Annotated in this window: 23 protein-coding genes; 10 read left to right on the plus strand and 13 right to left on the minus strand. The window is 63.2% G+C overall.

The window, feature by feature from the left end:
• Nucleotides 1-229 precede the first annotated feature (229 nt).
• Together UB31_RS06610 and UB31_RS06615 are read left to right on the plus strand one after the other, a co-directional pair.
• Complete coding sequence (locus UB31_RS06610; RefSeq protein ID WP_045010283.1) at nt 230-928, plus strand: ribonuclease activity regulator RraA; 699 nt, start codon at nt 230-232, stop codon at nt 926-928.
• 24 nt (nt 929-952) lie between these two features.
• Nucleotides 953-1,357, plus strand: coding sequence for a (R)-mandelonitrile lyase (locus UB31_RS06615; protein WP_045007409.1), 405 nt, complete (start codon nt 953-955; stop codon nt 1,355-1,357).
• Here UB31_RS06615 and UB31_RS06620 read toward each other — a convergent pair whose 3' ends face one another.
• The 4 genes from UB31_RS06620 to UB31_RS06635 form a co-directional block, all read right to left on the minus strand.
• Complete coding sequence (locus UB31_RS06620; RefSeq protein ID WP_045010284.1) at nt 1,358-1,708, minus strand: hypothetical protein; 351 nt, start codon at nt 1,706-1,708, stop codon at nt 1,358-1,360.
• A 222-nt stretch (nt 1,709-1,930) separates the two neighbouring features.
• Nucleotides 1,931-3,649, minus strand: a complete 1,719-nt coding sequence (locus tag UB31_RS06625; protein ID WP_045010285.1) for a glycosyltransferase family protein — start codon at nt 3,647-3,649, stop codon at nt 1,931-1,933.
• Between the two features lie 120 nt (nt 3,650-3,769).
• Nucleotides 3,770-4,672 carry a DUF2147 domain-containing protein gene (locus tag UB31_RS06630; protein WP_045010286.1) on the minus strand — a complete coding sequence of 301 codons (903 nt, stop codon included), beginning with the start codon at nt 4,670-4,672 and terminating at the stop codon, nt 3,770-3,772.
• A gap of 168 nt (nt 4,673-4,840) precedes the next feature.
• Nucleotides 4,841-5,620, minus strand: coding sequence for a transporter substrate-binding domain-containing protein (locus UB31_RS06635; protein ID WP_045010287.1), 780 nt, complete (start codon nt 5,618-5,620; stop codon nt 4,841-4,843).
• A gap of 113 nt (nt 5,621-5,733) precedes the next feature.
• On the opposite strand from UB31_RS06635, the gene UB31_RS06640 reads away from it, so the two are divergent.
• The gene (locus UB31_RS06640; RefSeq protein WP_045007404.1) at nt 5,734-6,231 is read left to right on the plus strand and encodes a DUF1993 domain-containing protein; all 498 of its coding nucleotides are present in this window, start codon (nt 5,734-5,736) and stop codon (nt 6,229-6,231) included.
• A 4-nt stretch (nt 6,232-6,235) separates the two neighbouring features.
• Here UB31_RS06640 and UB31_RS42050 read toward each other — a convergent pair whose 3' ends face one another.
• The 6 genes from UB31_RS42050 to UB31_RS06670 form a co-directional block, all read right to left on the minus strand.
• Complete coding sequence (locus UB31_RS42050) at nt 6,236-6,712, minus strand: hypothetical protein (RefSeq protein ID WP_045010288.1); 477 nt, start codon at nt 6,710-6,712, stop codon at nt 6,236-6,238.
• Nucleotides 6,713-6,885: 173 nt separating this feature from the next.
• A complete protein-coding gene (locus UB31_RS06650; RefSeq protein ID WP_045010289.1) occupies nt 6,886-7,875 on the minus strand; it encodes a hydroxyacid dehydrogenase in 990 nt (329 codons plus the stop codon).
• A 34-nt stretch (nt 7,876-7,909) separates the two neighbouring features.
• A complete protein-coding gene (locus tag UB31_RS06655) occupies nt 7,910-9,010 on the minus strand; it encodes an ABC transporter ATP-binding protein (RefSeq protein WP_045010290.1) in 1,101 nt (366 codons plus the stop codon).
• A gap of 20 nt (nt 9,011-9,030) precedes the next feature.
• Nucleotides 9,031-9,942: a carbohydrate ABC transporter permease gene (locus UB31_RS06660; RefSeq protein ID WP_045007400.1), complete on the minus strand. Its 912-nt coding sequence runs from the start codon at nt 9,940-9,942 to the stop codon at nt 9,031-9,033.
• Nucleotides 9,942-10,880, minus strand: coding sequence for a carbohydrate ABC transporter permease (locus UB31_RS06665; RefSeq protein WP_045007630.1), 939 nt, complete (start codon nt 10,878-10,880; stop codon nt 9,942-9,944). The genes UB31_RS06660 and UB31_RS06665 overlap by 1 nt, the downstream gene beginning before the upstream one ends.
• A 135-nt stretch (nt 10,881-11,015) precedes the next feature.
• The gene (locus UB31_RS06670; RefSeq protein WP_045010291.1) at nt 11,016-12,356 is read right to left on the minus strand and encodes an ABC transporter substrate-binding protein; all 1,341 of its coding nucleotides are present in this window, start codon (nt 12,354-12,356) and stop codon (nt 11,016-11,018) included.
• A gap of 483 nt (nt 12,357-12,839) precedes the next feature.
• Between UB31_RS06670 and UB31_RS06675 the strand changes: the two genes are divergently transcribed.
• Both UB31_RS06675 and UB31_RS06680 read left to right on the plus strand, forming a co-directional pair.
• Entirely contained in the window at nt 12,840-13,628 is a 789-nt protein-coding gene (locus UB31_RS06675; protein ID WP_045007398.1) for a Spy/CpxP family protein refolding chaperone, read from the plus strand.
• A 111-nt stretch (nt 13,629-13,739) separates the two neighbouring features.
• Nucleotides 13,740-14,117 (plus strand): response regulator, encoded by a 378-nt coding sequence (locus UB31_RS06680; RefSeq protein ID WP_045010292.1) that lies wholly within the window; start codon nt 13,740-13,742, stop codon nt 14,115-14,117.
• Nucleotides 14,118-14,216: 99 nt separating this feature from the next.
• Here UB31_RS06680 and UB31_RS42055 read toward each other — a convergent pair whose 3' ends face one another.
• From UB31_RS42055 to glk, 3 genes are all read right to left on the minus strand, one after another.
• On the minus strand, nt 14,217-14,372 hold the full coding sequence (locus UB31_RS42055) for a hypothetical protein (protein WP_197090775.1): 156 nt from the start codon (nt 14,370-14,372) through the stop codon (nt 14,217-14,219).
• 143 nt (nt 14,373-14,515) lie between these two features.
• Nucleotides 14,516-14,722, minus strand: a complete 207-nt coding sequence (locus tag UB31_RS06685; RefSeq protein ID WP_045007396.1) for a hypothetical protein — start codon at nt 14,720-14,722, stop codon at nt 14,516-14,518.
• Nucleotides 14,723-14,866: 144 nt separating this feature from the next.
• Nucleotides 14,867-15,835, minus strand: coding sequence for a glucokinase (glk, locus tag UB31_RS06690; RefSeq protein WP_045010424.1), 969 nt, complete (start codon nt 15,833-15,835; stop codon nt 14,867-14,869).
• A 258-nt stretch (nt 15,836-16,093) separates the two neighbouring features.
• On the opposite strand from glk, the gene pncA reads away from it, so the two are divergent.
• The 5 genes from pncA (at nt 16,094) to UB31_RS06715 (ending at nt 22,983) form a co-directional block, all read left to right on the plus strand.
• A complete protein-coding gene (gene pncA / locus UB31_RS06695) occupies nt 16,094-16,732 on the plus strand; it encodes a bifunctional nicotinamidase/pyrazinamidase (protein WP_045010425.1) in 639 nt (212 codons plus the stop codon).
• Nucleotides 16,733-16,748: 16 nt separating this feature from the next.
• Nucleotides 16,749-17,864 carry an alpha/beta fold hydrolase gene (locus UB31_RS06700; RefSeq protein WP_045010293.1) on the plus strand — a complete coding sequence of 372 codons (1,116 nt, stop codon included), beginning with the start codon at nt 16,749-16,751 and terminating at the stop codon, nt 17,862-17,864.
• A gap of 141 nt (nt 17,865-18,005) precedes the next feature.
• Nucleotides 18,006-20,039, plus strand: coding sequence for an NAD(+) synthase (locus UB31_RS06705; protein ID WP_045010294.1), 2,034 nt, complete (start codon nt 18,006-18,008; stop codon nt 20,037-20,039).
• A 459-nt stretch (nt 20,040-20,498) separates the two neighbouring features.
• Nucleotides 20,499-21,314, plus strand: coding sequence for a sugar phosphate isomerase/epimerase family protein (locus UB31_RS06710; RefSeq protein WP_045010295.1), 816 nt, complete (start codon nt 20,499-20,501; stop codon nt 21,312-21,314).
• A 31-nt stretch (nt 21,315-21,345) separates the two neighbouring features.
• Nucleotides 21,346-22,983 (plus strand): ABC transporter substrate-binding protein, encoded by a 1,638-nt coding sequence (locus tag UB31_RS06715; RefSeq protein ID WP_045010296.1) that lies wholly within the window; start codon nt 21,346-21,348, stop codon nt 22,981-22,983.
• Nucleotides 22,984-22,986: the final 3 nt, after the last annotated feature.

The raw sequence follows: 22,986 nt of genomic DNA on the forward strand, positions 1-22,986 counted from the left end.
AAATCGGGCTTCTGAAGAAACGCGGGCTCGTCCTTGAGTTCCGCGGTGCCCTGCTTCGCGTAAATGCGCCCGCAAGTCCAATAAATTAATCCAAGGCCAAACGATAAAGCCTTGTTATCGCGTCGCATAACCGCCCTGCCGGCCTGCGTTCTTGGCCCTTGACGGAAAGCGCCCGCCTCGCAAGATGCGCGGCGTCGTTTCCCGCCCATTTCGGAGCTCGTTGCCGTCCATGTCGCTATCCCCCGAAGCCCGCAAGACCCTCGCCGGCATCACCACCGCCACCATCACCACGGTCCTGCTGAAGAAGGGCCTGCGCAACATCTGGATGCGCGGCGCACGTCCGCTGCGCCCGGGTCTGCCGCGCCTGGTGGGACCGGCCTTCACGCTGCGCTTCGTCCCGGCGCGCGAGGATCTGGCGACGCCGGAATCCTGGTCGTCGCCGATCTCGACCCGTACCGCGATCGAGGCGATGCCGGACGGCTGCATCGCTGTGGTCGATGCTATGGGCATTACTGATGCCGGTATTTTCGGCGACATTCTCTGCGCGCGCATGATGAAGCGCGGCGTCACTGCGCTCGTCACCGATGGCGTGGTGCGTGACGTCGAGGGTGTGCTCGGCACCAATCTTCCGGTGTGGTGCGACGGCTTTGCCGCGCCGCCCTCCGTTGCAGGCCTCACCTTCGTCGGCTGGGGCGAGCCGATCGGCTGCGGCGGCGTCGCGGTGTTCCCTAACGACATCGTCGTTGCCGACCAGGACGGCTGCGTGTTGATCCCGCAGGCGATGCTCGACCACGTGCTCGCCGAAGGCGTCGAGCAGGAGCGGATGGAAGCCTGGATTGTCAACGAGGTGAACAACGGCGCGGTGCTGCCGGGCCTCTATCCCATGAACGCCGAGACCAAGGCGCGCTACGCGGCAAGCAAGAAGTAACGACCACAAGCGAGGAATACCCCAATGGAAATCACTGTCGCAGGCACGCGGCCCACCCGCCGCGCGCCCAAGGAAAACTTCACCGGCACCGTGTTGCAGGACCCCGTGATCATGGCGCCCGCGCCGGCACGGCTGAACTGCTCGCGCGTGTCGTTCGAACCCGGCGCGCGCACCAACTGGCATCACCATCCGCTGGGCCAGACGCTCTACGTCATCTCCGGCGTCGGCCGGGTTCAGGCCAAGGGCGGCCCGATCCGCGAGATCCGTCCCGGCGACACCGTCTGGATTCCGCCGGGCGAGCTGCATTGGCACGGTGCCACGCCGACCAACGGCATGACCCACATCGCGATGCAGGAAGCGCTCGACGGCGTCTATTCGACCTGGCTGGAGCCTGTGACGGACGCTGAGTACGGCGCGGCGATCGGCTGATTACATCCGCTCAGCGGTCCACGTTCCCGTGCACATGGCGCCGCGCCATGTGCCGGAGCCGGAGGTACCGCTGAGCCGGCCGAAGCCGACGGCGCGCTTGATGCCGGTGCTCAAGGTGACGTTGATGGCGCCGGCATCCGCTACGTGGCCGGACGCCGTCACCATTGCGCTGCTCGAGGCGATCTGACCATTGTTGATGCCGATCGCGACGGTTGCGCCGTTGCCGCAGGTGTCGCTCGATGAAGCGATGCGGACATTCCATGCCCCGTCGAACGTGTTGGCGCTCGCTTGCGCGACCGGCAGAGCCAAGGCGAACACGGTAACGAACAGCCCTTTGCGAAAACAATTCATGACACGCCCCTGTGGTTGAACCTGCGGGCATCGTGGCGTGGACGTGGGGCGGGCGATGTGAGGGCAGTCACGCCCCGAGGGAGCTCTGTGAGGCTGCGCACATTGCGGCAAGCCGCGGCGCTCGTTGATGCAGGTCCGGCTCAGCTCCTCATCCGATTGACGAGACGGGCGAGCAGGCGGACTTTTTGAGGCGCAGCCGGTTGCTCATTCTTGGACCCTTGCTCAACCCTCTTGCTCGATCGAGATCGTGGAGGCCTCCCCAGCCTCTGCAATCGTCAACTTGCAAAGCGCCAATCCGAGAACGCGCCTGTCATGGCTCAATCCCTCGGCATGCGGCGAAGTCGCGCCTTCAATTTCGAAGACAAAGTCCAAAGCACCGCCAAGATGTGCGGGAGCGGGGAGCGGCGCCGAGAACCAGCGTGGTCCACCGCCCCGCGCTTCTGCGAGCGTGAATGTCCACTCGGCTATCCGTTCATCGCCGCAGTAAATTCGGACATTGACACCCTCGTGGTCTTGCCGCGGCAAATGCGCAAAAGCGAAAGCATTCAGGAAAAGCTGTCTGTCCGGTGTTGCACCGAGCTTCACTGACAGTTCAGCGCGGCCACCGATGGTCCATGTACCCCATGGCTCGGTTTCCGACCAGCCGCTGCCCATGAAACCGCGTGAATCGAGCGGATCGTTGAAATTAATCTCATCGCCAATCCGGTAACTCGGCCCCATGTCGGGAGCAGTCTTTGAAAGAGACACCATGGTTTCGATGAATCGCCGGCAACCGGTCTCTTCCACGAGCCGCGGGGCGATTGCTTGCGCCGTGGAAGCCAGTCGGTGCGAGTCCTGAAGACCTTTCAGAATGACGTCAGCCAACGATTCCGGTGGCTGGTTTTCAAACGACATGCCGACGCCGTACCCCTCCGCGATCTTGTCGGCCATCCATGTGCCGTGCGGCACAATGACGGGCTTGCCCAGGCTGGCGGCCTCCGTGAAGACGCCGGAGGTCAAAAATCGATACGGCTGCGCTTCATAGGCCAACACGACCAGCGTCGATCGCGCGAGATTCTCGAAGTACTCCGTCGTGCTCATTTGCAACGGAAGAACCTCGACGAACGCACTGTCTCCGAAATCGAGCGCGGCCATCTTTTCCGAGGTATCGCCGGCCGGCTTGATCACGAACCTTGTGGTAGGTTCGACCGCGTGCACGCGCTTGATCGTCTCGCCGAGATCGGTCAAGCATCGGCCTGACCTGCTGTTCACGTGGACATAGACCGTCGGCTCGATTGTTTCCGTTGCCAGCGCGGTATCCGGGGGCGTGCCGAAATGATGCTGCATCATGAACGGACGCCGGCGCAACACGCGGGATACCGAGCGCGCCTTGGCCGTCGAGTTCACCAGGAAGAACACGCGCTCGCCGGCTGACGCGTTGTCGAGATCCGCAGACGCAAGTCGGTAGAAAGCCGCCCGCGGCTTGAAGCGTCCTGTGTCCAGGTCTGTCAATTCGTCGCCGATGATGCGGAAAAATACAGCCGGGCGCTTGCCTTCCGGCTGCTGCGAGAGCCATCGGCCGATACCGCTGATGAGGACCGGGTGTCCACGCGGGAAGTAGATGATGTCGGAGGAATCCAGACATTCCGCATCCAGCCACGTGCGCAACGGTGCGAAAAGACGGGCGGTGTCAGCGAACGTCACCGTGGAGAGAACGAAGTTCTCGGCGTTGACCTCGAAGGCAGGAAGCAACTCCAGAACACGATCCGCCGCGATTTCCGCTGCAACCCGCTCGTCAGTCGAGCGAGGCACCAGGATCCGGGGCGTCAGGCCGATATCCAGGCTTTCGTTTTTGAAAAGCAGAAGCTCATTGAATGAATGCCCGGAGACGCTGAAGCTCGCAAACGCCGGGATGACAATTCTGGGCGCGGCGGGGCCTCTTCGAGCGGGCGGCAAAGTCATGAATTGTCCCAGCAAACGCGCCTGCGTTTGTGGACGTGTACGCGAATCCTCCCACGTCAGGAAGGTATTCGTCCAACCGCCATGGGGCCGTGTCGCTAGACGTGCCTGGCGTGCGCGAGCCTAGTTCACGCGCGTCCAGGTCTGGCCGCCGCAGAACATGCCGCCGAAGGCGCAGCCCTGCACGCGCAGGCGATCGGTGCCCTTCAGCGCGATCGTGGAGTCGTAGGTCGAGCCGGTGTTGGGATCAAGAATGCGGCCGGACCATTTCGGGTCCTTGTTCTGCTCTTTCCCGGGCTTCATGTTGATCAAAACCTGCTCGCCGTTCTGGTTCGATTTGCTGTCGACCGAATAGCCGCAGAGATTGTTGCCGCATTGCTCGATGCGAACCTTGCCTTCCTTCTCCTCGGTGAGCCAGACGCCCAGCGGTGAATTGGGATCACGCGCGGTTGCGGCTGCGGGAGCCGGGGCGACGGCAGCCGACTGAACGGGCGCTGGCGCCGGAGCAGGTGGCGGAGGCGGCGCCGGGGGCGCTGGCGGGGCGGCAGCTACTGTCGGAGCAGGCGGCGGAGGCGGTGCGGGCGGTACCGCGGCCACCGTCGGGGCAGTAATTGGGGCCGGTTGAGGCGGCGGCACAAGCGCGTCGTCAGCCGGACCATTGTTTGCCGTCGTGGCCGAAGGTGCCGGCGGGGCAGGAGGCGCCACGGCGACGGGAGCTTGTACAGGGGCCTGCTCGGCCGCCGGAGGCGTGGCGGCAGGTGCGGGGGCCGGCGCGGGACTGGCCGGCTGCTGCGGATCGGCCTTGGCTTGTTGCGGCGCCTGCGGGTCCGCTTTCGGGGTCCCCTTGGCGTCGTTCTTGGCCTTCTTCGCTTTGCCCTGGCCGGTGTTGTCATAGACGCCGGGGATCGACACCGTGCCGCGGTCGGGATCGATGCGGATGGTGCGCCCGCCATATTCGAAGGTGTACTGCGCTTGCGCTGCGGTGCTCGCCAAAAGGAATGCGGCCGTGGCCAACAACTTCCTCATTTCCGTCTCCTAGCAGGTGGTCCCCGCACCGACGCTTACGCCTCGGCCCGATCGCAGAAAGTGATCTAGATCACTGTTCTCGGTATGAGTCGTTGTCCCGGCGGTCCGGGTTCAATGGACCTTAAGCGGGTCCAAAGTTTGGCCGAGGCAGCGACAGGGGGAAGCGGATCAATCGAACCAGGCGGCGTAGATCTTCCTGTAGCTGCCGTCCTCCATCGAAACGTGCAGCCACTGGTCGACGAATGCCTTCAGCGCCGTGTCGCGCTGGAGCCAGTAGGCTTTCTCCGAGAAGTCGAACGGCTTGTCCGGATGCACCGCGCAGAGCACGCCGGAATGCTGCTTCTGCTGGTAGCGCGTCTCGGACGCGTCCGTCATCATCAGATCGGCATTGCCCTTGGCGATCTCGTCGAAGATGACGGTGTTGTCGGGGAATACGGTGATCTCGGCGTCCTTGACGTTGGCCCGCGCAAAACGCTCATTGGTGCCGCCGGGATTGACGATGACGCGCGTGCCCTTCTTGTCGATGTCGGCGATGGTCTGGTACTTGCCGACGTCGGCGCAGCGCGTGATCGGCGTCTTGCCCTCGCGCATGATCGGCATCGAGAAGACGCCTCTCTTCTGGCGGTCGAGCGTCACGGAGACGCCGCCCATCGCGATGTCGAACTGGTCGGCTTCAAAGTCTTTCATCAGCTTCGGCCACGCCGTCGGCACATATTCGACCTTGACGCCGAGCGCTTTGCCAAGCGCTTCGGCCATGTCGACGTCGAAGCCGCTGAATTGCTGCGTGGCCTTGTCCAGATAAGTGAAGGGCTTGTAGTCGCCGGTCATGCCGACGCGCAGGGTGCCGCGCTTGATGATCTCGTCGAGGCGCGAAGGCGCCTGCTGCGCCTGGGCCGAAAGGTTTGCCAGCAACATCACGGCCAAAGCCGCCACGATTCGAACGATCATGTCTTCTCGACCCCTGCATGAGCTGTCATTGTGCAGCCCTTGAGGTTGGATTTAGACCAGATGCCAGTCGCTGGCGAGCCGGATTTGAAAGGAATTTTGAGGTGACGATCTCGATGTACGAGGCCTCGGTTGGCCTGTTCGTGCCGAATTTGCGCAATCTGTCAGGCCTGCTCGACAAGGGCGTCGCCTATGCCGAGACCCGTAAATTCAATCCCGCCGTCCTGCTGGGCATGCGGCTGTCGCCGAACATGTACGACCTGGCGCAGCAGGTCGGCGAGGCCTGCCGCCACGCCACGGTCGCTCCGGCCTTGCTGGCAGGGTGTGAACCCGTGGTGCTGCCGGCGCTGGAGCACGACATGGCCGGCCTTCAGGCGCGCATCGCAACCTCGATCGAGTTCATCGAGAGCCTGCCACGCGCCCAGATCGATGCCGCGTCGGAGCAGCAAGTTTTCTTCAAGCTGAAGAACGGAACCGAGCTGCCGTTCACCGGGCGGATGCTGCTGCTGACGTTCAGCATGCCGCAATTCTTCTTTCACGTCACGACGTCCTACGACCTGCTGCGGCACGCAGGCGTCGAGCTCGTGAAGAAGGATTATCTCGGAAGGAAGTAAGCCTTTAGGCTTCGCCCTTGCGCTCGTAATCGGCGAGCGAGCTGCGGCCGGCGATCTCGCTGCGCAGCAGCTCGAAGCGCCGATGGGCCTCGTCCGTGTGCTCATCAACGAAATGCACGGCGGCTTCGCTCGTCATCGGGCCGCTGATCACGGGCACGGATTGCTCGCCGATGGTCTCGTGCACGTAGTACTGGCCGTCATCGCCGCGATGGACCGTCCATTTGAGACGGATCGCCACCATCGGCCCGGGACCGACCTTGCTGTAGCCATCTGCATCCGCCGGCTCCGGCACCAGCGGCTGTTCCTCGACCACCGGATGCTCGTGTTCGTCGACAGCAGAATGTTCGGCAACGACCGGATGCTCATCGGCGACGGCCGCTTCTGTCTCGGTGGTGTCCCGGACGACAAAGGCAGGCTCGGGGTGCTCGAAAATGCTGGCGATGGTCGCCAGCGCTTGGTCGGTCGGGTCGATCTCTGACAAGGGTCCATCCTCCAGCTCGACGCGGCCGGCAAGTCTGTCCCACTGCCGCCGCGGCCGACCTTATTACGCGGGTTTGATTAAGGCTGAGTTGGGGCCCGATCTGCACCAAAATGGGACGTATTCTGGGCTTCCGAAGGCGCGGGCAGATTGGCCACCCGCCCTTCGGATTCACTTCAGCCGAGAACGTCCTGATTGATGATGTTCTGCCGGATCGGATCGCCGTCGAGCACACTCAGGATGTTGCGCGCGGTCTGCTCGCTCATGCGTTGGACGGCCTCGACCGTAACGCCGGCGACGTGCGGAGCCATGATGACGTTCGGCAGTGCGAGCAGTGCGTTCGTGACCGGCGGCGGCTCCTGCTCGAACACGTCGATGCCGGCGCCGGCAAGCTTACCTGAGACCAGCGCCTCGTAGAGCGCCTTCTCGTTGACGATGCCGCCGCGCGCGGTGTTGATGAGATAGGATTTTGGCTTCATCAGGCCGATCCGCGCCGCGTTGAACAGACCGATCGTTTCCGGCGTCTTCGGGCAGTGGATGGTGACGAAATCGGCGCGGGGCAGTGCCGCGTCGAGATCGGCGATCGGCTCGCAACCGGCGGCCTTGATGTCGGCGGCCGGCTTATAGGGATCATAGACCTGGACGTTCATTTCCATCGCCAGGCAGCGCTTGGCGGTGCGACCGCCGATGCGGCCGAAGCCGATGATCAGCACGGTCTTGCCGTAGAGATCGAACGGCAGCATACCGAGCCGCTCGGCCCATCTGCCGTCCTTGACGCAGGCGTGCATCTCCTGCGCGCGCTTAGCCAGCGTCAACATCATGAACAGCGCCTGCTCGGCGACCGAGGGTGAGTTCGCGCTGCCGGCGACCATCAGCGGCACCTTGCGGCGGGAGAGGGCGGGCACGTCGACGGCGTCGTAGCCGACGCCGATCCGCGTCACCACCTTCATGTCCTTGGATGCCTCGAGCTCGGTCTCGCCGAAGGCGGTGGCACCCAGCGCCACGCCATGGACTGGCGCATGGCTCTTCAGCAGCGCCTCGAAGTCCTTGGCCGAGATCATGTTCGGAAACTCGACGAGCTCGATATCGTCCCGCTGGGTGAGGAGGGCGCGTGCCCCTTGCGACAAAGTTTGTGTAACGAAAATCTTCTTCTTGTTGGTCGCCATTGCTCCCCGCCTGCTCGCGTTTCTTGGCCGGCCGTTACAGCACGACGCCGGTCGCCTCGTTTAGCAGGTGCATGTTGTTGAGGTCCATCGCCAAACGCATGGGTGCTCCGTCCTTGGCGCCGGCATTGGGATTGACACGGCCGCAGACCGGCGTGCCTTCGAGCCCGAAATAGACCAGCGTCTCCATCCCCATCGGCTCGGTGACGTCGAGCACCGTGTCGAAGCTCTCGACGCCGGGCTCCAGATGCGCATTCGATTCCGTGAGATGCTCGGGACGAAGGCCGAGCAGAAGGTTTTCAGTTCGAGGTAGCGCATTGTAGCGGACGGCGCGTGCAGGCGGCAGCGCAAAGGCGATGCGGTCGGCCAGGCGAATCTGAAGCTTGCCGCCGGAATCCTCCAGCCGGCACGGAATGAAGTTCATCGCCGGCGAGCCGATGAAGCCCGCGACAAAGCGCGTCGCCGGCTTGTGGTAGAGCTCGTTTGGCGTGCCGATCTGCTCGATGCGGCCCTTGTTCATCACCACCACGCGATCCGCCAGCGTCATCGCCTCGACCTGGTCGTGGGTGACGTAGACGGTGGTGGTGCGCACCTTCTGGTGCACCTTCTTGATCTCGATCCGCATCTGCACCCGCAGCTTGGCGTCGAGATTGGACAGCGGCTCGTCGAACAGGAAGACCTTTGGGTTGCGCACGATGGCCCGTCCCATGGCGACGCGCTGGCGCTGCCCACCGGAGAGCTGCTTCGGCTTGCGGTTGATCAGGTCGGTGATATCCAGGAGCCGGGCTGCCTCCGTCACCCGCGCATTGATCTCGGCCTTGGGATAGTGCTTGAGGCGCAGCCCAAATGACATGTTCTCCGCGACCGTCATGTGCGGATAGAGCGCGTAGTTCTGGAACACCATCGCGATGTCGCGATCCTTTGGCGGTACGTCGTTGACGACGTCGCCGCCGATCATGATGTCGCCGTCGCTGATGTCCTCGAGGCCCGCGATCATGCGCAGCGTCGTCGACTTGCCGCAGCCCGAGGGGCCGACCAGCACGATGAACTCATGGTCGGCGATGTCGAGATCGATGCCGCGCACGGCCTCGACATCGTCGTAACGCTTGATCACTTTGCGCAAAGTAACATCAGCCATGGATCGTCAACCTCTCGATGTCAGCCCTTGGTCGCGCCGGCGGTGAGGCCAGCGACGTAGTAGTCCATCAGAAAAGCGTAGATGATCAGCGGAGGCGCTGCGCCGAGCAGCGCGCCGGTCATGATCTGGCCCCAGTTGAAGACGTCGCCCTTGATCAGCGTGGTGGTGATGCCGACGGGGAGCACCAACTGGTCCACGGAGGTGGTGAAGACCAGGGGATAGAGAAACTGTGCCCAGGAAACGGTGAACGCGAAGATGGTCGCTGCGATCAGTCCGGGGAACGCAACGGGAATGAAGATCCGCGTCAGCGTCTGCAACCATGACGCTCCATCGATGATGGCGGCTTCATCGAGCTCCTTCGGGATCGAGGCGAAATAACCGATCATGATCCAGGTGCAGAACGGCACGGTCAGCGTCGGATAGACGAACACCAGCACGTACCATCGGTTGAGCAGAGTGATGCCGGTCAGGTCCTGGACCATCGCGAGCATCTTGAACAGCGGGATGAACAACAGGCTGTCCGGGATCAAGTAGGTGAGGAACACGCCTGTTGCGAGCGTTGCCGAACCCCAGAACTTCATCCGCGCCAGCGCGAAGGCGGCGGGGACGCTGATCAGCATGGTGATGGTCACGACTACGATCGACACCAGGGCCGAATTCCAGAAGAAGCGCAGAAACTGGTGCGAGGTCAGGAGCTCGACGTAGTTCGACAGCGTGGGATGGAACACCCACCAGGGATTGGTCGCGGCCGATATCTCCGCGCTGCTCTTGAGCGACGTGATCAGCATATAGAGCGGGGGCGTCAGCGAGAAGATCGCAAACAGCACCAGGAAGAAGTAGGACCAGCGCAGCGCCCAGGTGCGGTCCCGGCTCATGCTGCCGAGTTTGACCTTGCGGCTCGGCCCAGCCTTGTCGATTGCCAATGTGCTCATCAGGCTTCGTTCCCACGTTTGTTGACATCGCGAAGGATGAAGATCGCCGCGATGGCGAGGATCGGCACCATGAACAACGAGACGCTGGCGCCGAGCGGAATGTCGCTACCCTCGATGCCGACCTTGAAGGCCCAGGTCGCAAACAGGTGGGTTCGATCCAGCGGACCGCCCGACGTCAGGATCCGGACGATGTCGAAATTGGCGAAGGTGACGATCAGTGAGAACAACGTGGTGATGGCGATGATATTGCGCATCATCGGCAGGGTGATGAACCAGATCTTCTGCCACCAATTGGCGCCGTCGATCGCCGCAGCCTCGTAAAGCTGGTCCGGGACGGATTTCAGCGCCGCCAGATACATGATCATGAAGAACGGTGCGCCGTACCAGACGTTGACGAGAATGACGGAAAACCGCGCCCACGAGGTATCGCCGAGCCAGTTGATGGGGCCGATGCCGAAGAAAGAGAGCGTGTAGTTGAATGCACTGTAGGAGGGGTCGAACAACCACAGCCAGGCCAGCGTGCTCATCGCCGGCGGGATCACCCAGGGCACCAGCAGCATGCCGCGCCATTTGCGCTGGCCCTTGGCCGGAATGTTGTGCACGAAATGCGCGACGATGAAGCCCATCAGCGCCTTGAAGAACACGGCGGTGACCGCGAAGATGCAGGATTGCTTCACCACCATCCAGAACGTGTCGCGGTTGAACAGGAAGGTGAAGTTGCCGAAGCCGACGAATCTCTGCATCGACTTGTTCAGCGTTGCGAGATGGACGGAATAGACGGCGGGATAGAGTACGAGCAGCGCAATCAGCAAGATCAGCGGCAGCGTCAGGAAGAACGCCACCGTCGATTTTCGTCCCATGGCATTGCGGAGGCTGGTGCGTTTGCGTTTGCTCGCCGTGCGGACCGCACGACCCTGCTCAACGACGATGTCGGCCATGACATGGGCTTTCATGTGAGATGTCGAATGGGCGGTCGGCCAGATTGGCCGGCTTCGTAAGTGCATGCGAACGGTAGGCCGGAGCACCATGGCGGCTCACGCGTTAAGCGTGAACCGCCTGGCACACGCCCGGCATCAACTTCGCATGAAGCCTTCGCATTCGCCTTCGGCCCAAGCGAGCGTCGTCTCCATCTTCTCGCCTTGCGCAAAGCGCAGCGCCATCTTGGTCAGCGTCGCCTGGAAGTAGATCTGCTGAGCGATCTTGGGCGGCGCGGGAGACGCCGCGATCGACAGCGTCTGATGGTTGAAGGGGTTCGGATAGTGGTAGAGCGTCCCTTTCGGTGGCCCTTCCTCCGCCCAGGTTTTCAGCGTCGTCATATTGGCGTAGGCGGGCAGATCATAACCGCCGCTCGCTGCCACAAATTTTTCGATCGATGACGGCTGCGACAGGTGGGTGAGCAGGCTCTTGGCCGCTTCCTTGTTCTTGCTGAAGCTCCAGAGGCCCCAGAAGTACGGCAGGAAGGGCGCGAAGCGGCCCTTTGGACCGGAGGGCATGCCGTGCGTCCAGCATTGCTCGGCGACCTGCGGTGCGTCGCGCTTGGCGACGGCCCAAGCGCTCGGCGGATTCAGGATGAGCGCGCCGCGGCCTGAGATCAGCCATTTGTTGTTGGAAGCGTCATCCCAGGACGGAGCATCCGGCGGCAGGAAGGCAATCAGCTTCTTGTAGTATTCGAGCGCCTGGCGAACGGCGTCGGTCTTCACTGTGATGTCGCCCTTGGCGTCGACGAGCTCGGCGCCGAACGACTGGAAGATCGCGCCGGCCGTATCGACGCTGTCTGTGGTCTCACCGAGGCCAATACCGAATGGGGAACCGCCTTTTTGGCAGGCCTCGGCCGCCTTCAGGAACGTCTCCATCGTCCAATTGTCGGCTTTTGGCGGCCCGCCTACCGGATACATCTCCTGGACGTCGATGCCGGCTAGCTTCTTCATCAGGTCGATGCGGGAGCAGGGTCCCTTGATCTGGCTGCCCGGAGTGGCTGGTACGCCGAGCCATTTGCCGCCGGCCTGGCCGAGATATTTGACTGTGTCGTTGACCGCGCCATTCTGCTTGATGAGCGGCTCCATGACGTCATTGAGCGGCTCGAGATTTTCGGAATAGGCATGCGGCCACCATGTCGGCATCTGCAAGATGTCGTGGCCGGATTTCGCCTGGGCTTCGGCCGCGACCGTGAGCTGAATCTTGTTGTTGTTGCTGGTGATGTAATCGATCGAGACTTCGACCTTCTCCTTGTCGGCCCATTCCTTGACGAGGGCGGTGGAGGCGTCGTTGGCGTTGGGCACCCAGTGGTCCCAGAAGCCGATCGAGAGCTTGCCGGCGGCGTATGCGCCTCGGACATAAGGCGCCGTGATCAGCGCGGCGGAGGACATTGCAGTGGCAGCCACAAATTGACGCCGCGTCAGTTTCTTGCGTGACATCTCGTTTCCTCGCTTGGGTGTGTTTTATTGTTCTGTCGTTTCCTCTGACTTTCCTGAGTTTGTTTTTGATTTTGTTGTTGGACGTTTCTTGATTGGCGCCGTCATTCCCAGCGGCTAATCGCGCGGGGGACGCGGCAAATTGGTAGCGCGATCAGATCATGATTGATTGCGTCTGTCGAGAAATCCGAATGCCTTGCTCTCTAGAACTAACGTTGCGTATGAAAAGGCCGCACCGTGTGTCGGCGGTGAACCGCGGCGGCTCTTTTTGCGACGCACACTTCGGAGCGAGCCAGCTCGAACCGGTCCATGCGCAATTACGCCGCAGTTCCGAATAAGCCTGCATAAGCGCTTCGCGCGAAAGAGCTTTCGGATGGGGACGGCGACCGCGCGCGCCTAGACCCCAGCGCGGTGAGAACGATAGAGTTGCAACCGGCAGGATGCCTGCCGCTCTGAGAGGGTAAGCAGATCGACATGGAGACCAGAATGATCACCCCGGCGCCGCCAGCGCGGCTTGGCCTGCGACGATGGCTCGCACTCGGGTCCGTATTCACCTTGCTGCTCGGCGCGGCCGCGGTTGCGAATGCACAAGGTTTGGTCAAGGGCGTTCAGGACGGAGCGGCCGCCGGCAACAAGGCGGCAGGTCCCGTCGGGGGCGTCCTGGGCGGCGCGATCGGCGGCGTGGTTGGCGTCTTCACCGGCGTGCTCGGCGTCAACAACAATAGCGGCAATCAGGCGCCGTCCGCCAAGGATGCGGGCAAGGACGCAAAGCAGCAGGACACGAAGCAGCCGGCCGGTGCCAAGGACAAGGATGGCAAGAGCGTCAAGGCTGCCAAGGGCGCCAAGGCGACCAAGGAAGCCAAGAACGCGCCGCAGGACAAGGATGTGACGGTCCTGACCCAGGACGGCGCGCCACAGTTGACCGCCGACCAGATCGTCGCCAACAGCGATTCCTATATCGAGCGGATCAAGACCGAGCTGAACCTGACCCCCGATCAGGAGAAGCACTGGTTCGGCTTCTCCAGCTCGATGCACTATTTGGGGCATAATGGCGCGGAGCGCCTCAACCTGCGGGTTGAGCGTGCCAAGCGGGATCCGCCCGACGACATCATCGAGCAGATGCGCAACGAGGCGCAGTTCCTGATCGACCGCGCCTCCGATCAGCGCAGCGTCGCCGATGCCGCTGAACCACTGTATTCGAGTCTCGATGACAAGCAGAAGCAGGTTTTCATCCAGGAGATGGTGCGCCTCAGCCACGAGCGCGGCCTGGATTGATCGAACTTGAATCGGATTACATGCTTTCGAAGAATTTTAGTCGCCACGAATTCGTGAATCCTCCCGCAGCTTCGGGTATGATTAGCTTCGTAAGATGGCTGCGGGGTTGATATGGCGGGCGGACTCTCCGTTTTCCTGGTCGAAGACGAGGCGTTGATCCGAATGATGATCGCCGACATGGTGGAGGAGCTTGGCCACCATGTCGTTGCGGAAGCGGACAACGTGCGGGACGCTTGCGCCTTCGCGATGACCGCGCAGTACGATTTCGCCATTCTGGACATCAATCTGATGGGCCTCTATGTCGACCCTGTCGCCGACCTGATCGAGCGCCGCGGCAAACCGTTTCTGTTCGCCACGGGCTACGGACCGGAATTGCTGCCGTCCTTGCTCCGGCGCAGGCCGATCCTGCGCAAGCCGATCGCGCTCGACGAGCTCAAGGCGATGATCGAGTCGCTGTTTCCGGAGGCCGCCGCCAGGGCGCCGCTTTGAGCGCGTGGTCATGAAACTTGTTAGGTCAGGGGTTCTGCCATAGCGAAACGAAAACGGCCGCCAGAGGGGCGGCCGCTGTATTCCAACGCGTGGATCGTCTTACATCAGGCCGGCGCTGAGATCGACGCCGTGCGCCATCAGGCTGAACGAGGCGAAAAGCCCCGTGCAGCAGAACAGGATGATGGCCTTGAAGGAGTAGTCGCTCGACTGCGTTTCGACGCCGGCCGGAATCGCGGTGAGTGAAATCATGCTCATGTTTATTCCCCCCTTGTTGATCCTGAATTGCATCAGGTGAGGGAACTCTTAGAGCAAAAAGTTTGACATGAGATTGCGAGGGATCGTTAACGAAATGGCAATCGCTCGCGTGTTTGCGCGAGCAGCATGCGATCCCGCACGCTTCAGTTGCGGCCGCCAGCCTTCAGCACTGTCGCAATGGTATGGGCCGTCATGGCGGCGCGGTCCGAGGCGCGTTGCGCAGCCAGCCGGTCCCTGGCCTTTTCCTCGATCAAGAGCTCGATCAGTGCCTGCCGTTTGTTGTCATCATCGGCCTCGATCAGCAGGCGGTGATAGCGGTGATAGTCGAAGCCCAGATCCTGTTTACGCATGTTACGCCCCCGTACCTACGCCACACACGCTTCGATTGTTTCCCATCGCACACAAACGGGCAAGCACGATCCTGCGTGGAACCGCGCGTTCGATGCAATCAGCTGTGAATTAGTTAACCGGGGAGCGCGGGGGCCACGCGCGCCTCAATCCAGATTGTGGTCGGCGAACATCTTCAGGCCGACGAAACTCGCATCGGGCTTCGTGACGAGCCGGGTCGGGATGTTGCGCAGATAGTCCTGGAAACGCCCCTTGGCTTCGAAGCGCGCCCGGAACGCGGAGGCCGCGAGGAACTCGGGAAAGCGCGGCACGATTCCGCCGGCAATGTAGACGCCACCGCGGGCGCCAAAGGTCACGGCGAGATTGCCCGCGACGGAGCCGAGGATGGCACAGAACATGTCCAGCGTCGCGCGGCTGAGCTCGCAAGTGCCGTCCAGGGCCGCCTTGGTGATAGCGGCCGCATCGCGATGCGGCACCTGGGCGCCATCGACCTCCGCCAGCGCTTCGTAGAGGCTTTGGAGGCCGGAGCCGGACAGCGCGCCGCGTTCGATCGAGACGTGACCGAAGCGACGGCGCAGGCACGCGATCACGCGTTCCTCGCGCTCGTTCTCCGCCGGCAGGGTGGCATGGCCGGCCTCGGTGACGACGGCCAGCCGGGCGCCATGGCGCTCGACCAGGCAGGAAACCCCAAAGCCCGTTCCAGGGCCGACCACCAGCAGAGGCTCTCCCGGCATGCCGTCCTGTCCGCCGAGCGGGATCAGATCGGCTGGCTGCAAGGCGGGCAGGGACCAGGCCACCACTTCGAAATCATTGAGCACATGGACGCTGTCGAAGCCGAGCGCCGGCTGGAGCTCGTTGCCGTCGATGACCCACGGGCTGTTGGTCATAACGCAGCGGTTGTTGGTGACGGGACCCGCGACGGCCAGCACGGCCCTCACAGGCTTCTCGTCGCCGGCTCGTTGAAGGACGTGGGTGATGGCTTCCCGGACCGTCGGGTGATCGGCGACCTTCACATAGTCGATCGGTCCGATCTGCTCGCCATTACTCAGCGCGAAGCGCGCATTGGTTCCGCCGATATCGGCGAGAAGAATGTTTCCTGTCTTGCCGATACTCATGACCATTTGGCTGCCGTAGCCTTGCAGGCTTTGGGAACCCTTTCCTCCACGCCTTCGCCGCGATCCGCATGTCGCGGATATCAGAGATTCCGCCCTCGGGTACAGCTAGTCAACACGGACCAGGCCAAAGCGTTGCATCCGGGAGGGATCAGCCGGCCGTTCGCGCGACATCGTAGCAGGATGCCGGTGGTTGCGAAGCAGCGTGGGAAGATCGACATTGAAGCGAACGGCCGGCGTCTGTCGCGCCAGGCCGATGGAATGGGACCTGCGATGAAGATTTCCGACCGCGACGTGCTGCTGGTGATCGACGTGCAGAATGATTTCTGCACCGGCGGAGCGCTCGCCGTTCCCGGCGGCGAGAAGGTGGTGCCCGCCATCAACCGCATCGCCCAAAAATTCGCCAATGTGGTGTTGACGCAGGACTGGCATCCTCGCGACCACGTCTCCTTTGCGCCGAACCATGCCGGCAAGCAGCCATTCCAGGCCATCGAACTCGACTACGGCACCCAGGTGCTCTGGCCGACGCACTGTGTACAGGGCACGGCCGGCGCCGAATTCCACCGGGAGCTGGATGTCGCGCGGGCCAGCCTCGTGGTGCGCAAGGGCTTTCGCCGCAGCATCGATTCCTATTCGGCGCTGTTCGAGAATGATCACAAGACGCCGACCGGCCTGCTCGGATCTCTGCGCGAGCGCGATCTGAAGACGGTCTTCGTCGCCGGCCTCGCGCTCGACTTCTGCGTCCGCTTTTCGGCGGAGGATGCGCGCAAGGCGGGGTTCGAGGTTGCCGTCATCGAGGACGCCTGCCGCGGCATCGACCTCGACGGCTCGGTCGCGGCGACCCACCAGAGTTTTCGGGAGCGTGGCATTTCGGTCGTCAGCCTGGAGGCGTTCTTGTGAGGATCGCGAGGTAACGATGGCGGAGCAGACCGGCAAACAGCCAAGTAGACCCGGGCATGTCCCCGAGGATCCCTTGCAGTGGCCGTTCGCGGCGGCCCGTCTTGCCATGGACGCCTGGTTTGGGTGGCTGGACCGCGCTCCAGCCGAGCAGGGCGACAGCAGCCTGCCATGGACGACGCCCAATTCCGTTGCGCTGGAGCTTGCCACCATGCGCCTGCGGGATTGCACGCGGACGCGGTCCGGGCAGCCGGCCCTGGTCTGCGCGCCCTATGCGCTGCACCGGGCCCTCATCGCCGACTTCGCGCCCGGCCACAGCGTCGTGCAATCCCTGCAAAATGGCGGCATCGACCGGGTCTATCTCACCGATTGGCGCTCGGCCTCGCCGGAGATGCGCTATCTCTCGATCGATAGCTATCTCGGCGATCTCAACGTCGCCGTCGACGAGATCGGCGCGCCGGCCGATCTGGTCGGCCTGTGTCAGGGCGGATGGCTGTCGCTGCTCTACGCGGCGCGCTTTCCGGCCAAGGTGCGGCGGCTCGTGCTGGTTGGTGCGCCGGTCGACCTCTCGATCGACTCCGCGCTCTCACAGCTTGCCCGCAACGCGCCGGGGATGGTCTACGACCAGCTCGTCGCACGCGGCGGCGGCAACGTCAGCGGCGAGGAGATGTTGCGGGTCTGGTCGAAAGCGCCAGGGCGCGACGACATCGCGGCGGCATTGCAGAAGGACCTCGCCGACGAGGAGGGCGCGGCCCTGCTCGCGCGCTTCGACCGCTGGAATACGGAAACGCTCAATCTGCCCGGCACCTACTATCTCCAGATCGTCAACTGGATCTTTCGGGAGAACCGGATCGCGAGCGGCAATTTCACGGCGCTCGGTCGCGAAGTCCGTCTGAAGGACGTCAAGGCTCCGGTCTTCCTTCTGGCCGGGCTCGACGACGACGTCGTACCAGCCGGGCAGGCACTTGCCACCGCAAAGCTCCTGGGTACGCCACCGGCCTTCGTCGCAGCGGCTTCCGAGCCCTCCAATCATCTCGGGCTGTTCATGGGGGCGCGAACCCACGCGCAGGCCTGGCCGCGGATCGCCGAGTGGCTGCGCGATGACCTTTCCGGCGTGCTGGCGCGCAGCGCCTGATGCTGCCAGCGGCGTGGGCCGGCGAAGCTGCAAATCCGTTATGCATGATGGCCGATGGCCTGCACGACGCCTTATCGATGGGTTAAATAGAGCCAAGAACTGGCAACTGCCGGTCCGACTGGATTAAGGGTCCTTTGCTCGATGAGTTTCCACTCGATCTACGCCCACGGATTTGCGCGCGTGGCCGCCTGCGTCACCACCTCGCATGTGGCCGATCCCACGGCCAATGCGAAGGCGGTTTTGGCGGCGGCGAAGGACTGCCATGAGCAGTCGGCGGCGGTCGCCGTGTTTCCCGAACTGTGCCTGTCCGGCTATGCGATCGAGGACCTCGTGAAGCAGGATCCGCTGCTCGATGCGGTCGAGCGCGGGCTCGCCGCGATCGTCGAGGCGTCCTCGACCCTGATGACCGTCCTGATCGTCGGCGCGCCGCTGCGCTTTGGGGCCCGCATCTACAATTGCGCCGTCATCACTCACCGCGGCAGCATTTTGGGCGTCGTGCCCAAGATCTACCTGCCGACCTATCGGGAATTCTACGAAGGACGCCATTTCGCCTCCGGTGCTGGCATGGTCGGCGAGACCATTGTGGTCGGCAAGCTTCGCGCGCCCTTTGGCGTGGATCTCCTGTTTGCGGCCGAGGATGTCCCGGGCCTCACCATCGGCGTCGAGATCTGCGAAGACATGTGGATCCCGGTGACGCCGGCCTCGGAGCTTGCGCTTGCAGGCGCGAGCGTGCTGATCAACCTCTCCGGCAGCCCGATCACGATCGGACGGGCGCGCTCCCGCGCGCTGCTGTGCCAGTCGACGTCGGCGCGCTGCCTTGCCGCCTACGTCTATTCCGCGGCCGGGGCAGGGGAATCGACCACCGATCTTGCCTGGGACGGCCAGACCTCGATCTATGAGAACGGCGTGCTGCTGGCCGAAGGCGAGCGGTTCCGGCAGGAGGGCCAGATCACGTTCGCCGACGTCGATCTCGATCTGCTCAGGCAGGAGCGCGCTTCGATGGGCACGTTCGACGACAATCGCCGGCAGCGCGAGGCGTTTTTCCGCAAGGTGACATTCGAGTTCAAGGCGCCAACGGACGATATCGGCTTCCTGCGCAAGGTCGAACGGTTTCCGTTCGTGCCGAGCGACGAGAGCCTGCTCGAACAGGACTGCTACGAGGCCTACAACATCCAGGTCGCCGGCCTCGTGCAGCGCATGCGCGCCACCGGTACCAAGCGCGTCGTGATCGGCGTTTCGGGCGGTCTCGATTCCACCCATGCGCTGATCGTCGCCGCCAAGGCCGTGGACCTCCTCGGCCTGCCCCGTGAAAACATCCTCGCCTACACCATGCCGGGCTTTGCCACCGGCAGCGAGAGCAAGGCCAATGCGTTCGCGCTGATGAAGGCGTTGCAGACGAACTGGCAGGAACTTGATATCCGCACCACCGCCACGCAGATGCTGAAGGATATCGGCCATCCCTTCGGCAAGGGCGAGAAGGTCTACGATATCACCTTCGAAAACGTGCAGGCGGGCCTGCGTACGGACTATCTGTTCCGCCTCGCCAATCACCACGGCGGCATCGTCATCGGCACCGGCGATCTGTCCGAGCTTGCGCTCGGCTGGTGCACTTATGGCGTTGGCGACCAGATGGCGCATTACAACGTCAATGCGGGCGTGCCGAAGACGCTGATCCAGCATCTGATCCGCTGGGTGATCGCCTCGAAGCAGTTCAGCGACGACGTCAACCGGACGCTTGCCTCGATCCTGTCGGCCGAAATCTCGCCGGAGCTGGTTCCGGTCAAGCCGGGCGAGAAGCCGCAGAGCACGGAAGCCTCGGTCGGGCCCTACGAGCTCCAAGACTTCAACCTGTTCTACACGCTGCGGTTCGGCATGCGGCCGTCCAAGATCGCCTTCATGGCGTTGCAGGCGTGGAAGGATGTCGCCAGGGGCGAATGGCCGCCGGCGTTCCCGGGCGATCGCCGCAAGGCCTATGATCTTCCCGAGATCCGCCGCTGGCTGGAGGTGTTCCTGCGCCGCTTCTTCGCCTTCAGCCAGTTCAAGCGCTCGGCCATGCCGAACGGGCCGAAGGTATCGTCCGGCGGCTCGCTGTCGCCGCGCGGCGACTGGCGCGCGCCGTCGGATTCGAGCGCGGCGGCGTGGCTTGAGGATCTCGAGCGGAACGTGCCGAACTGATCGAAGAGGGCAGGCTGAAACGACTTCGCGCCGCGCGGCCCATATGGCCGGCGGCGCGAAATCACGTTCAATCTTAGAAAGCACGAGGTCCGGAGTGCCTAGGAGTCCGGACCTCGTAACCTTGCCCCAGCCTTTGATCCCCCCGCCCCATGTGGTCCCCCAACCCCGTGGTGCGCGATCAGAGGGTGATGCCCTTGGAAGGCCGCCGATCGATGTCCCGCGATGTACGCGACATCTGAATAGGATTCCATTCCGGATCACTACGGACTCGATCGCGCTTGATTTTGCGCGCGGGTGTATGCGCCTGCACGCGTTGCGCTCGCCGTTGCCCGTAATCGATGCAAGCGGTCGACAGGATGTCCACATCGCTTCAGCGCCGCGGAACCTGCATTTCACTGGCCTGTCACTGAACTGGTCTAGCGCTGCCCTTGTCATCGCTGACAATCAGGGAAGCAAGCCATGTCGAAGCCGGTGTTGGGCGCCGCACTGTCCATCAAATCGATTCCCGCTCACCGCGACTGGCTTCTGGACCGGCAGCGCGATCTCGAAATCCAGGATTTCTTTCGCGCGGATTTGCTCGACGGCGACTGGCGAAGCGCCGCCAGCGACATCAAGCAGATGCTCTCAGGCCATACCGGCCGGCTCGGCATCCACGGCCCGTTCTGGGGCTTCAAGATCGACAGCCACGATTCCCTGATCCGCCAGGCGGTGACGAAGCGCCTGCTTCAGGGCCTTGATGCCGCTGAATTCCTTGGCGCAACGCAGATGGTGATCCATTCGCCGTTCACGACCTGGGACCACAACAATCTCGATCTCTATCCGGACAACCGCGGCAATCTCGTCGAACGCGTCAAGGCGACGCTCGCCGAAGTGATCGCGCGTGCCGAAACGATCGGCTGCGAGATCGTGATCGAGAACATCGAGGACAAGGATCCGCGCGACCGCGTGCGGCTCGCCAAGGCGCTCGAAAGCAGCAAGGTCCGCGTCTCCCTCGACACCGGTCACGCCAACTACGCGCATGGCTCCACCGGCGCGCCGCCGGTCGACTATTACGTCGAGGCTGCCGGTGACATGTTGACGCATGTGCATCTCCAGGACACCGACGGCTTTGCCGACCGCCACTGGGCGCCGGGCGAGGGCAACATTCCCTGGGAGGCCGTGTTCCGCGCGTTGGGCCGGCTGACATCCAACCCGCGGCTGATCCTCGAGCTTCGCAATCACGACGACATTCGCGCCGGCGCCGCGTATCTCGCCGCGCTCGAGCTCGCCGAATAACAGACATCACAGAGGGCAGGGGTCCATCGTCATGCGCAAGCTCACCCGTCGTACCATCCTCAAGTCCGGCGGCGCTGCCGCGAGCACACTTCTGCTGCCACGCTTTGCGATCGGACAGGCCGACAACCGTCCGTCGGTAACCATCGCCGTGCAGAAGGTGACCAACTCGAACGTGCTCGACGTGCTGCGCGAGCAGTCCAATGTCGGCGAGCGCGTGTTCTTCTCCTCGATCTGGGAGGGCCTGATCTCCAAGAACTGGCGCGGCAGCCTTGAGGCCGTGCCGGGGCTTGCCACCGGATGGCGCCGTATCGACGACCAGACCGTCGAGGTGAAGCTGCGTCAGGGCGTCAAGTTCCACAATGGCGACGAGTTGACGGCAGAAGACGTCGTCTTCACGTTCAGCCGCGAGCGCATGTTCGGCGAGACCGAGGCCAAGAGCCGCTCCACCATCCAGGCGTTCGAGAAGATCCCGATGCCGAAGCCCGGCAAGGAACTGCCGCCGGATGTGCCCGCGGTCGCTCGCCGCATCTGGCCGGACCTCGTGCGTGTCGACGCCGTCGACAAGTACACCGTGCGCTTCTACAACGCGACGCTCGACGTCACCATCGAGGGCCGGCTGTCGCGCTACGGCTCCGACATCGCAAACCGCCGCGCCTGGGCTGAATCCGCGAGCTATCTCGACTGGGCGCGCAAGCCGATCACGACCGGCCCCTACAAGGTCGTCGAGCTCAAGCCCGACGTGTCGCTGACACTCGAAGCACATGACGAATATTGGGGCGGCCGGCCGCCGCTCAAGCGCATCCGCTTCCTCGAAGTGCCGGAAGTGGCAAGCCGCATCAACGGCCTGCTCTCGGGCGAATACCAATTCGCCTGCGACATCCCGCCGGACCAGATCGCCGGCATCGAGAAGAACGCTGCATTCGAAGTGCAGGGCGGCACCATCCTCAATCACCGCCTGACCGTGTTCGACAAGAACCACGCCCAGCTCGCCAATCCGCTGGTGCGGCGCGCCTTCACCCACGCGATCGACCGTCAGGCGATCGTCGACAGCCTGTGGGCCGGCCGCACCCGCGTGCCGAAGGGGCTGCAGTGGGAATTCTACGGCGACATGTTCAACGCCGACTGGAGCGTGCCGGCCTATGATCCGAAGCTTGCGCAGGATCTCTTGAAGCAGGCCAACTACAAGGGCGATCTGATCCCGTATCGCCTGCTCAACAATTACTACACCAACCAGGTCGCGACCGCGCAGGTGCTGGTCGAGATGTGGAAATCGGTCGGCCTCAACGTCGAGATCGAGACCAAGGAGAACTGGTCGCAGATCATGGAACGGGCGCCGAACCGCGCCGTGCGCGACTGGTCGAACTCCGCCGCCTTCAACGATCCCGTGTCATCGCTGGTGGCCCAGCATGGCCCGAACGGCCAGCAGCAGCAGATCGGCGAGTGGACCAACGCCGAGCTGAACAAACTCTCCGAATTCCTGGAGACTTCGACCGACCGTGCCGCCCGCAAGAAGGCGTTCCACCGCATGCTGGAGATCGCCGAGCGCGAGGATCCCGCCTATACGGTGCTGCACCAGAACGCGACCTTCACGGCCAAGCCGAAATCGATCAAGTGGAAGGCGTCGCCGGCCTTCGCGATGGATTTCCGCGCCGGCAATTTCGAGGTCTGATCG

The organism is Bradyrhizobium sp. LTSP849, assembly GCF_000938255.1.
Lineage (GTDB): Bacteria > Pseudomonadota > Alphaproteobacteria > Rhizobiales > Xanthobacteraceae > Bradyrhizobium.

Excerpts from the sequence above, each read along its gene's own strand:
- UB31_RS06610 (WP_045010283.1), top strand. The coding sequence starts at position 230 with ATGTCGCTATCCCCCGAAGCCCGCAAGACCCTCGCCGGCATCACCACC.
- UB31_RS06615 (WP_045007409.1), top strand. The coding sequence starts at position 953 with ATGGAAATCACTGTCGCAGGCACGCGGCCCACCCGCCGCGCGCCCAAG.
- UB31_RS06620 (WP_045010284.1), bottom strand. The coding sequence starts at position 1,708 with ATGAATTGTTTTCGCAAAGGGCTGTTCGTTACCGTGTTCGCCTTGGCT.
- UB31_RS06625 (WP_045010285.1), bottom strand. The coding sequence starts at position 3,649 with ATGACTTTGCCGCCCGCTCGAAGAGGCCCCGCCGCGCCCAGAATTGTC.
- UB31_RS06630 (WP_045010286.1), bottom strand. The coding sequence starts at position 4,672 with ATGAGGAAGTTGTTGGCCACGGCCGCATTCCTTTTGGCGAGCACCGCA.
- UB31_RS06635 (WP_045010287.1), bottom strand. The coding sequence starts at position 5,620 with ATGATCGTTCGAATCGTGGCGGCTTTGGCCGTGATGTTGCTGGCAAAC.
- UB31_RS06640 (WP_045007404.1), top strand. The coding sequence starts at position 5,734 with ATGTACGAGGCCTCGGTTGGCCTGTTCGTGCCGAATTTGCGCAATCTG.
- UB31_RS06650 (WP_045010289.1), bottom strand. The coding sequence starts at position 7,875 with ATGGCGACCAACAAGAAGAAGATTTTCGTTACACAAACTTTGTCGCAA.
- UB31_RS06655 (WP_045010290.1), bottom strand. The coding sequence starts at position 9,010 with ATGGCTGATGTTACTTTGCGCAAAGTGATCAAGCGTTACGACGATGTC.
- UB31_RS06660 (WP_045007400.1), bottom strand. The coding sequence starts at position 9,942 with ATGAGCACATTGGCAATCGACAAGGCTGGGCCGAGCCGCAAGGTCAAA.
- UB31_RS06665 (WP_045007630.1), bottom strand. The coding sequence starts at position 10,880 with ATGGCCGACATCGTCGTTGAGCAGGGTCGTGCGGTCCGCACGGCGAGC.
- UB31_RS06670 (WP_045010291.1), bottom strand. The coding sequence starts at position 12,356 with ATGTCACGCAAGAAACTGACGCGGCGTCAATTTGTGGCTGCCACTGCA.
- UB31_RS06675 (WP_045007398.1), top strand. The coding sequence starts at position 12,840 with ATGATCACCCCGGCGCCGCCAGCGCGGCTTGGCCTGCGACGATGGCTC.
- UB31_RS06680 (WP_045010292.1), top strand. The coding sequence starts at position 13,740 with ATGGCGGGCGGACTCTCCGTTTTCCTGGTCGAAGACGAGGCGTTGATC.
- UB31_RS42055 (WP_197090775.1), bottom strand. The coding sequence starts at position 14,372 with ATGAGCATGATTTCACTCACCGCGATTCCGGCCGGCGTCGAAACGCAG.
- UB31_RS06685 (WP_045007396.1), bottom strand. The coding sequence starts at position 14,722 with ATGCGTAAACAGGATCTGGGCTTCGACTATCACCGCTATCACCGCCTG.
- glk (WP_045010424.1), bottom strand. The coding sequence starts at position 15,835 with ATGAGTATCGGCAAGACAGGAAACATTCTTCTCGCCGATATCGGCGGA.
- pncA (WP_045010425.1), top strand. The coding sequence starts at position 16,094 with ATGGGACCTGCGATGAAGATTTCCGACCGCGACGTGCTGCTGGTGATC.
- UB31_RS06700 (WP_045010293.1), top strand. The coding sequence starts at position 16,749 with ATGGCGGAGCAGACCGGCAAACAGCCAAGTAGACCCGGGCATGTCCCC.
- UB31_RS06705 (WP_045010294.1), top strand. The coding sequence starts at position 18,006 with ATGAGTTTCCACTCGATCTACGCCCACGGATTTGCGCGCGTGGCCGCC.
- UB31_RS06710 (WP_045010295.1), top strand. The coding sequence starts at position 20,499 with ATGTCGAAGCCGGTGTTGGGCGCCGCACTGTCCATCAAATCGATTCCC.
- UB31_RS06715 (WP_045010296.1), top strand. The coding sequence starts at position 21,346 with ATGCGCAAGCTCACCCGTCGTACCATCCTCAAGTCCGGCGGCGCTGCC.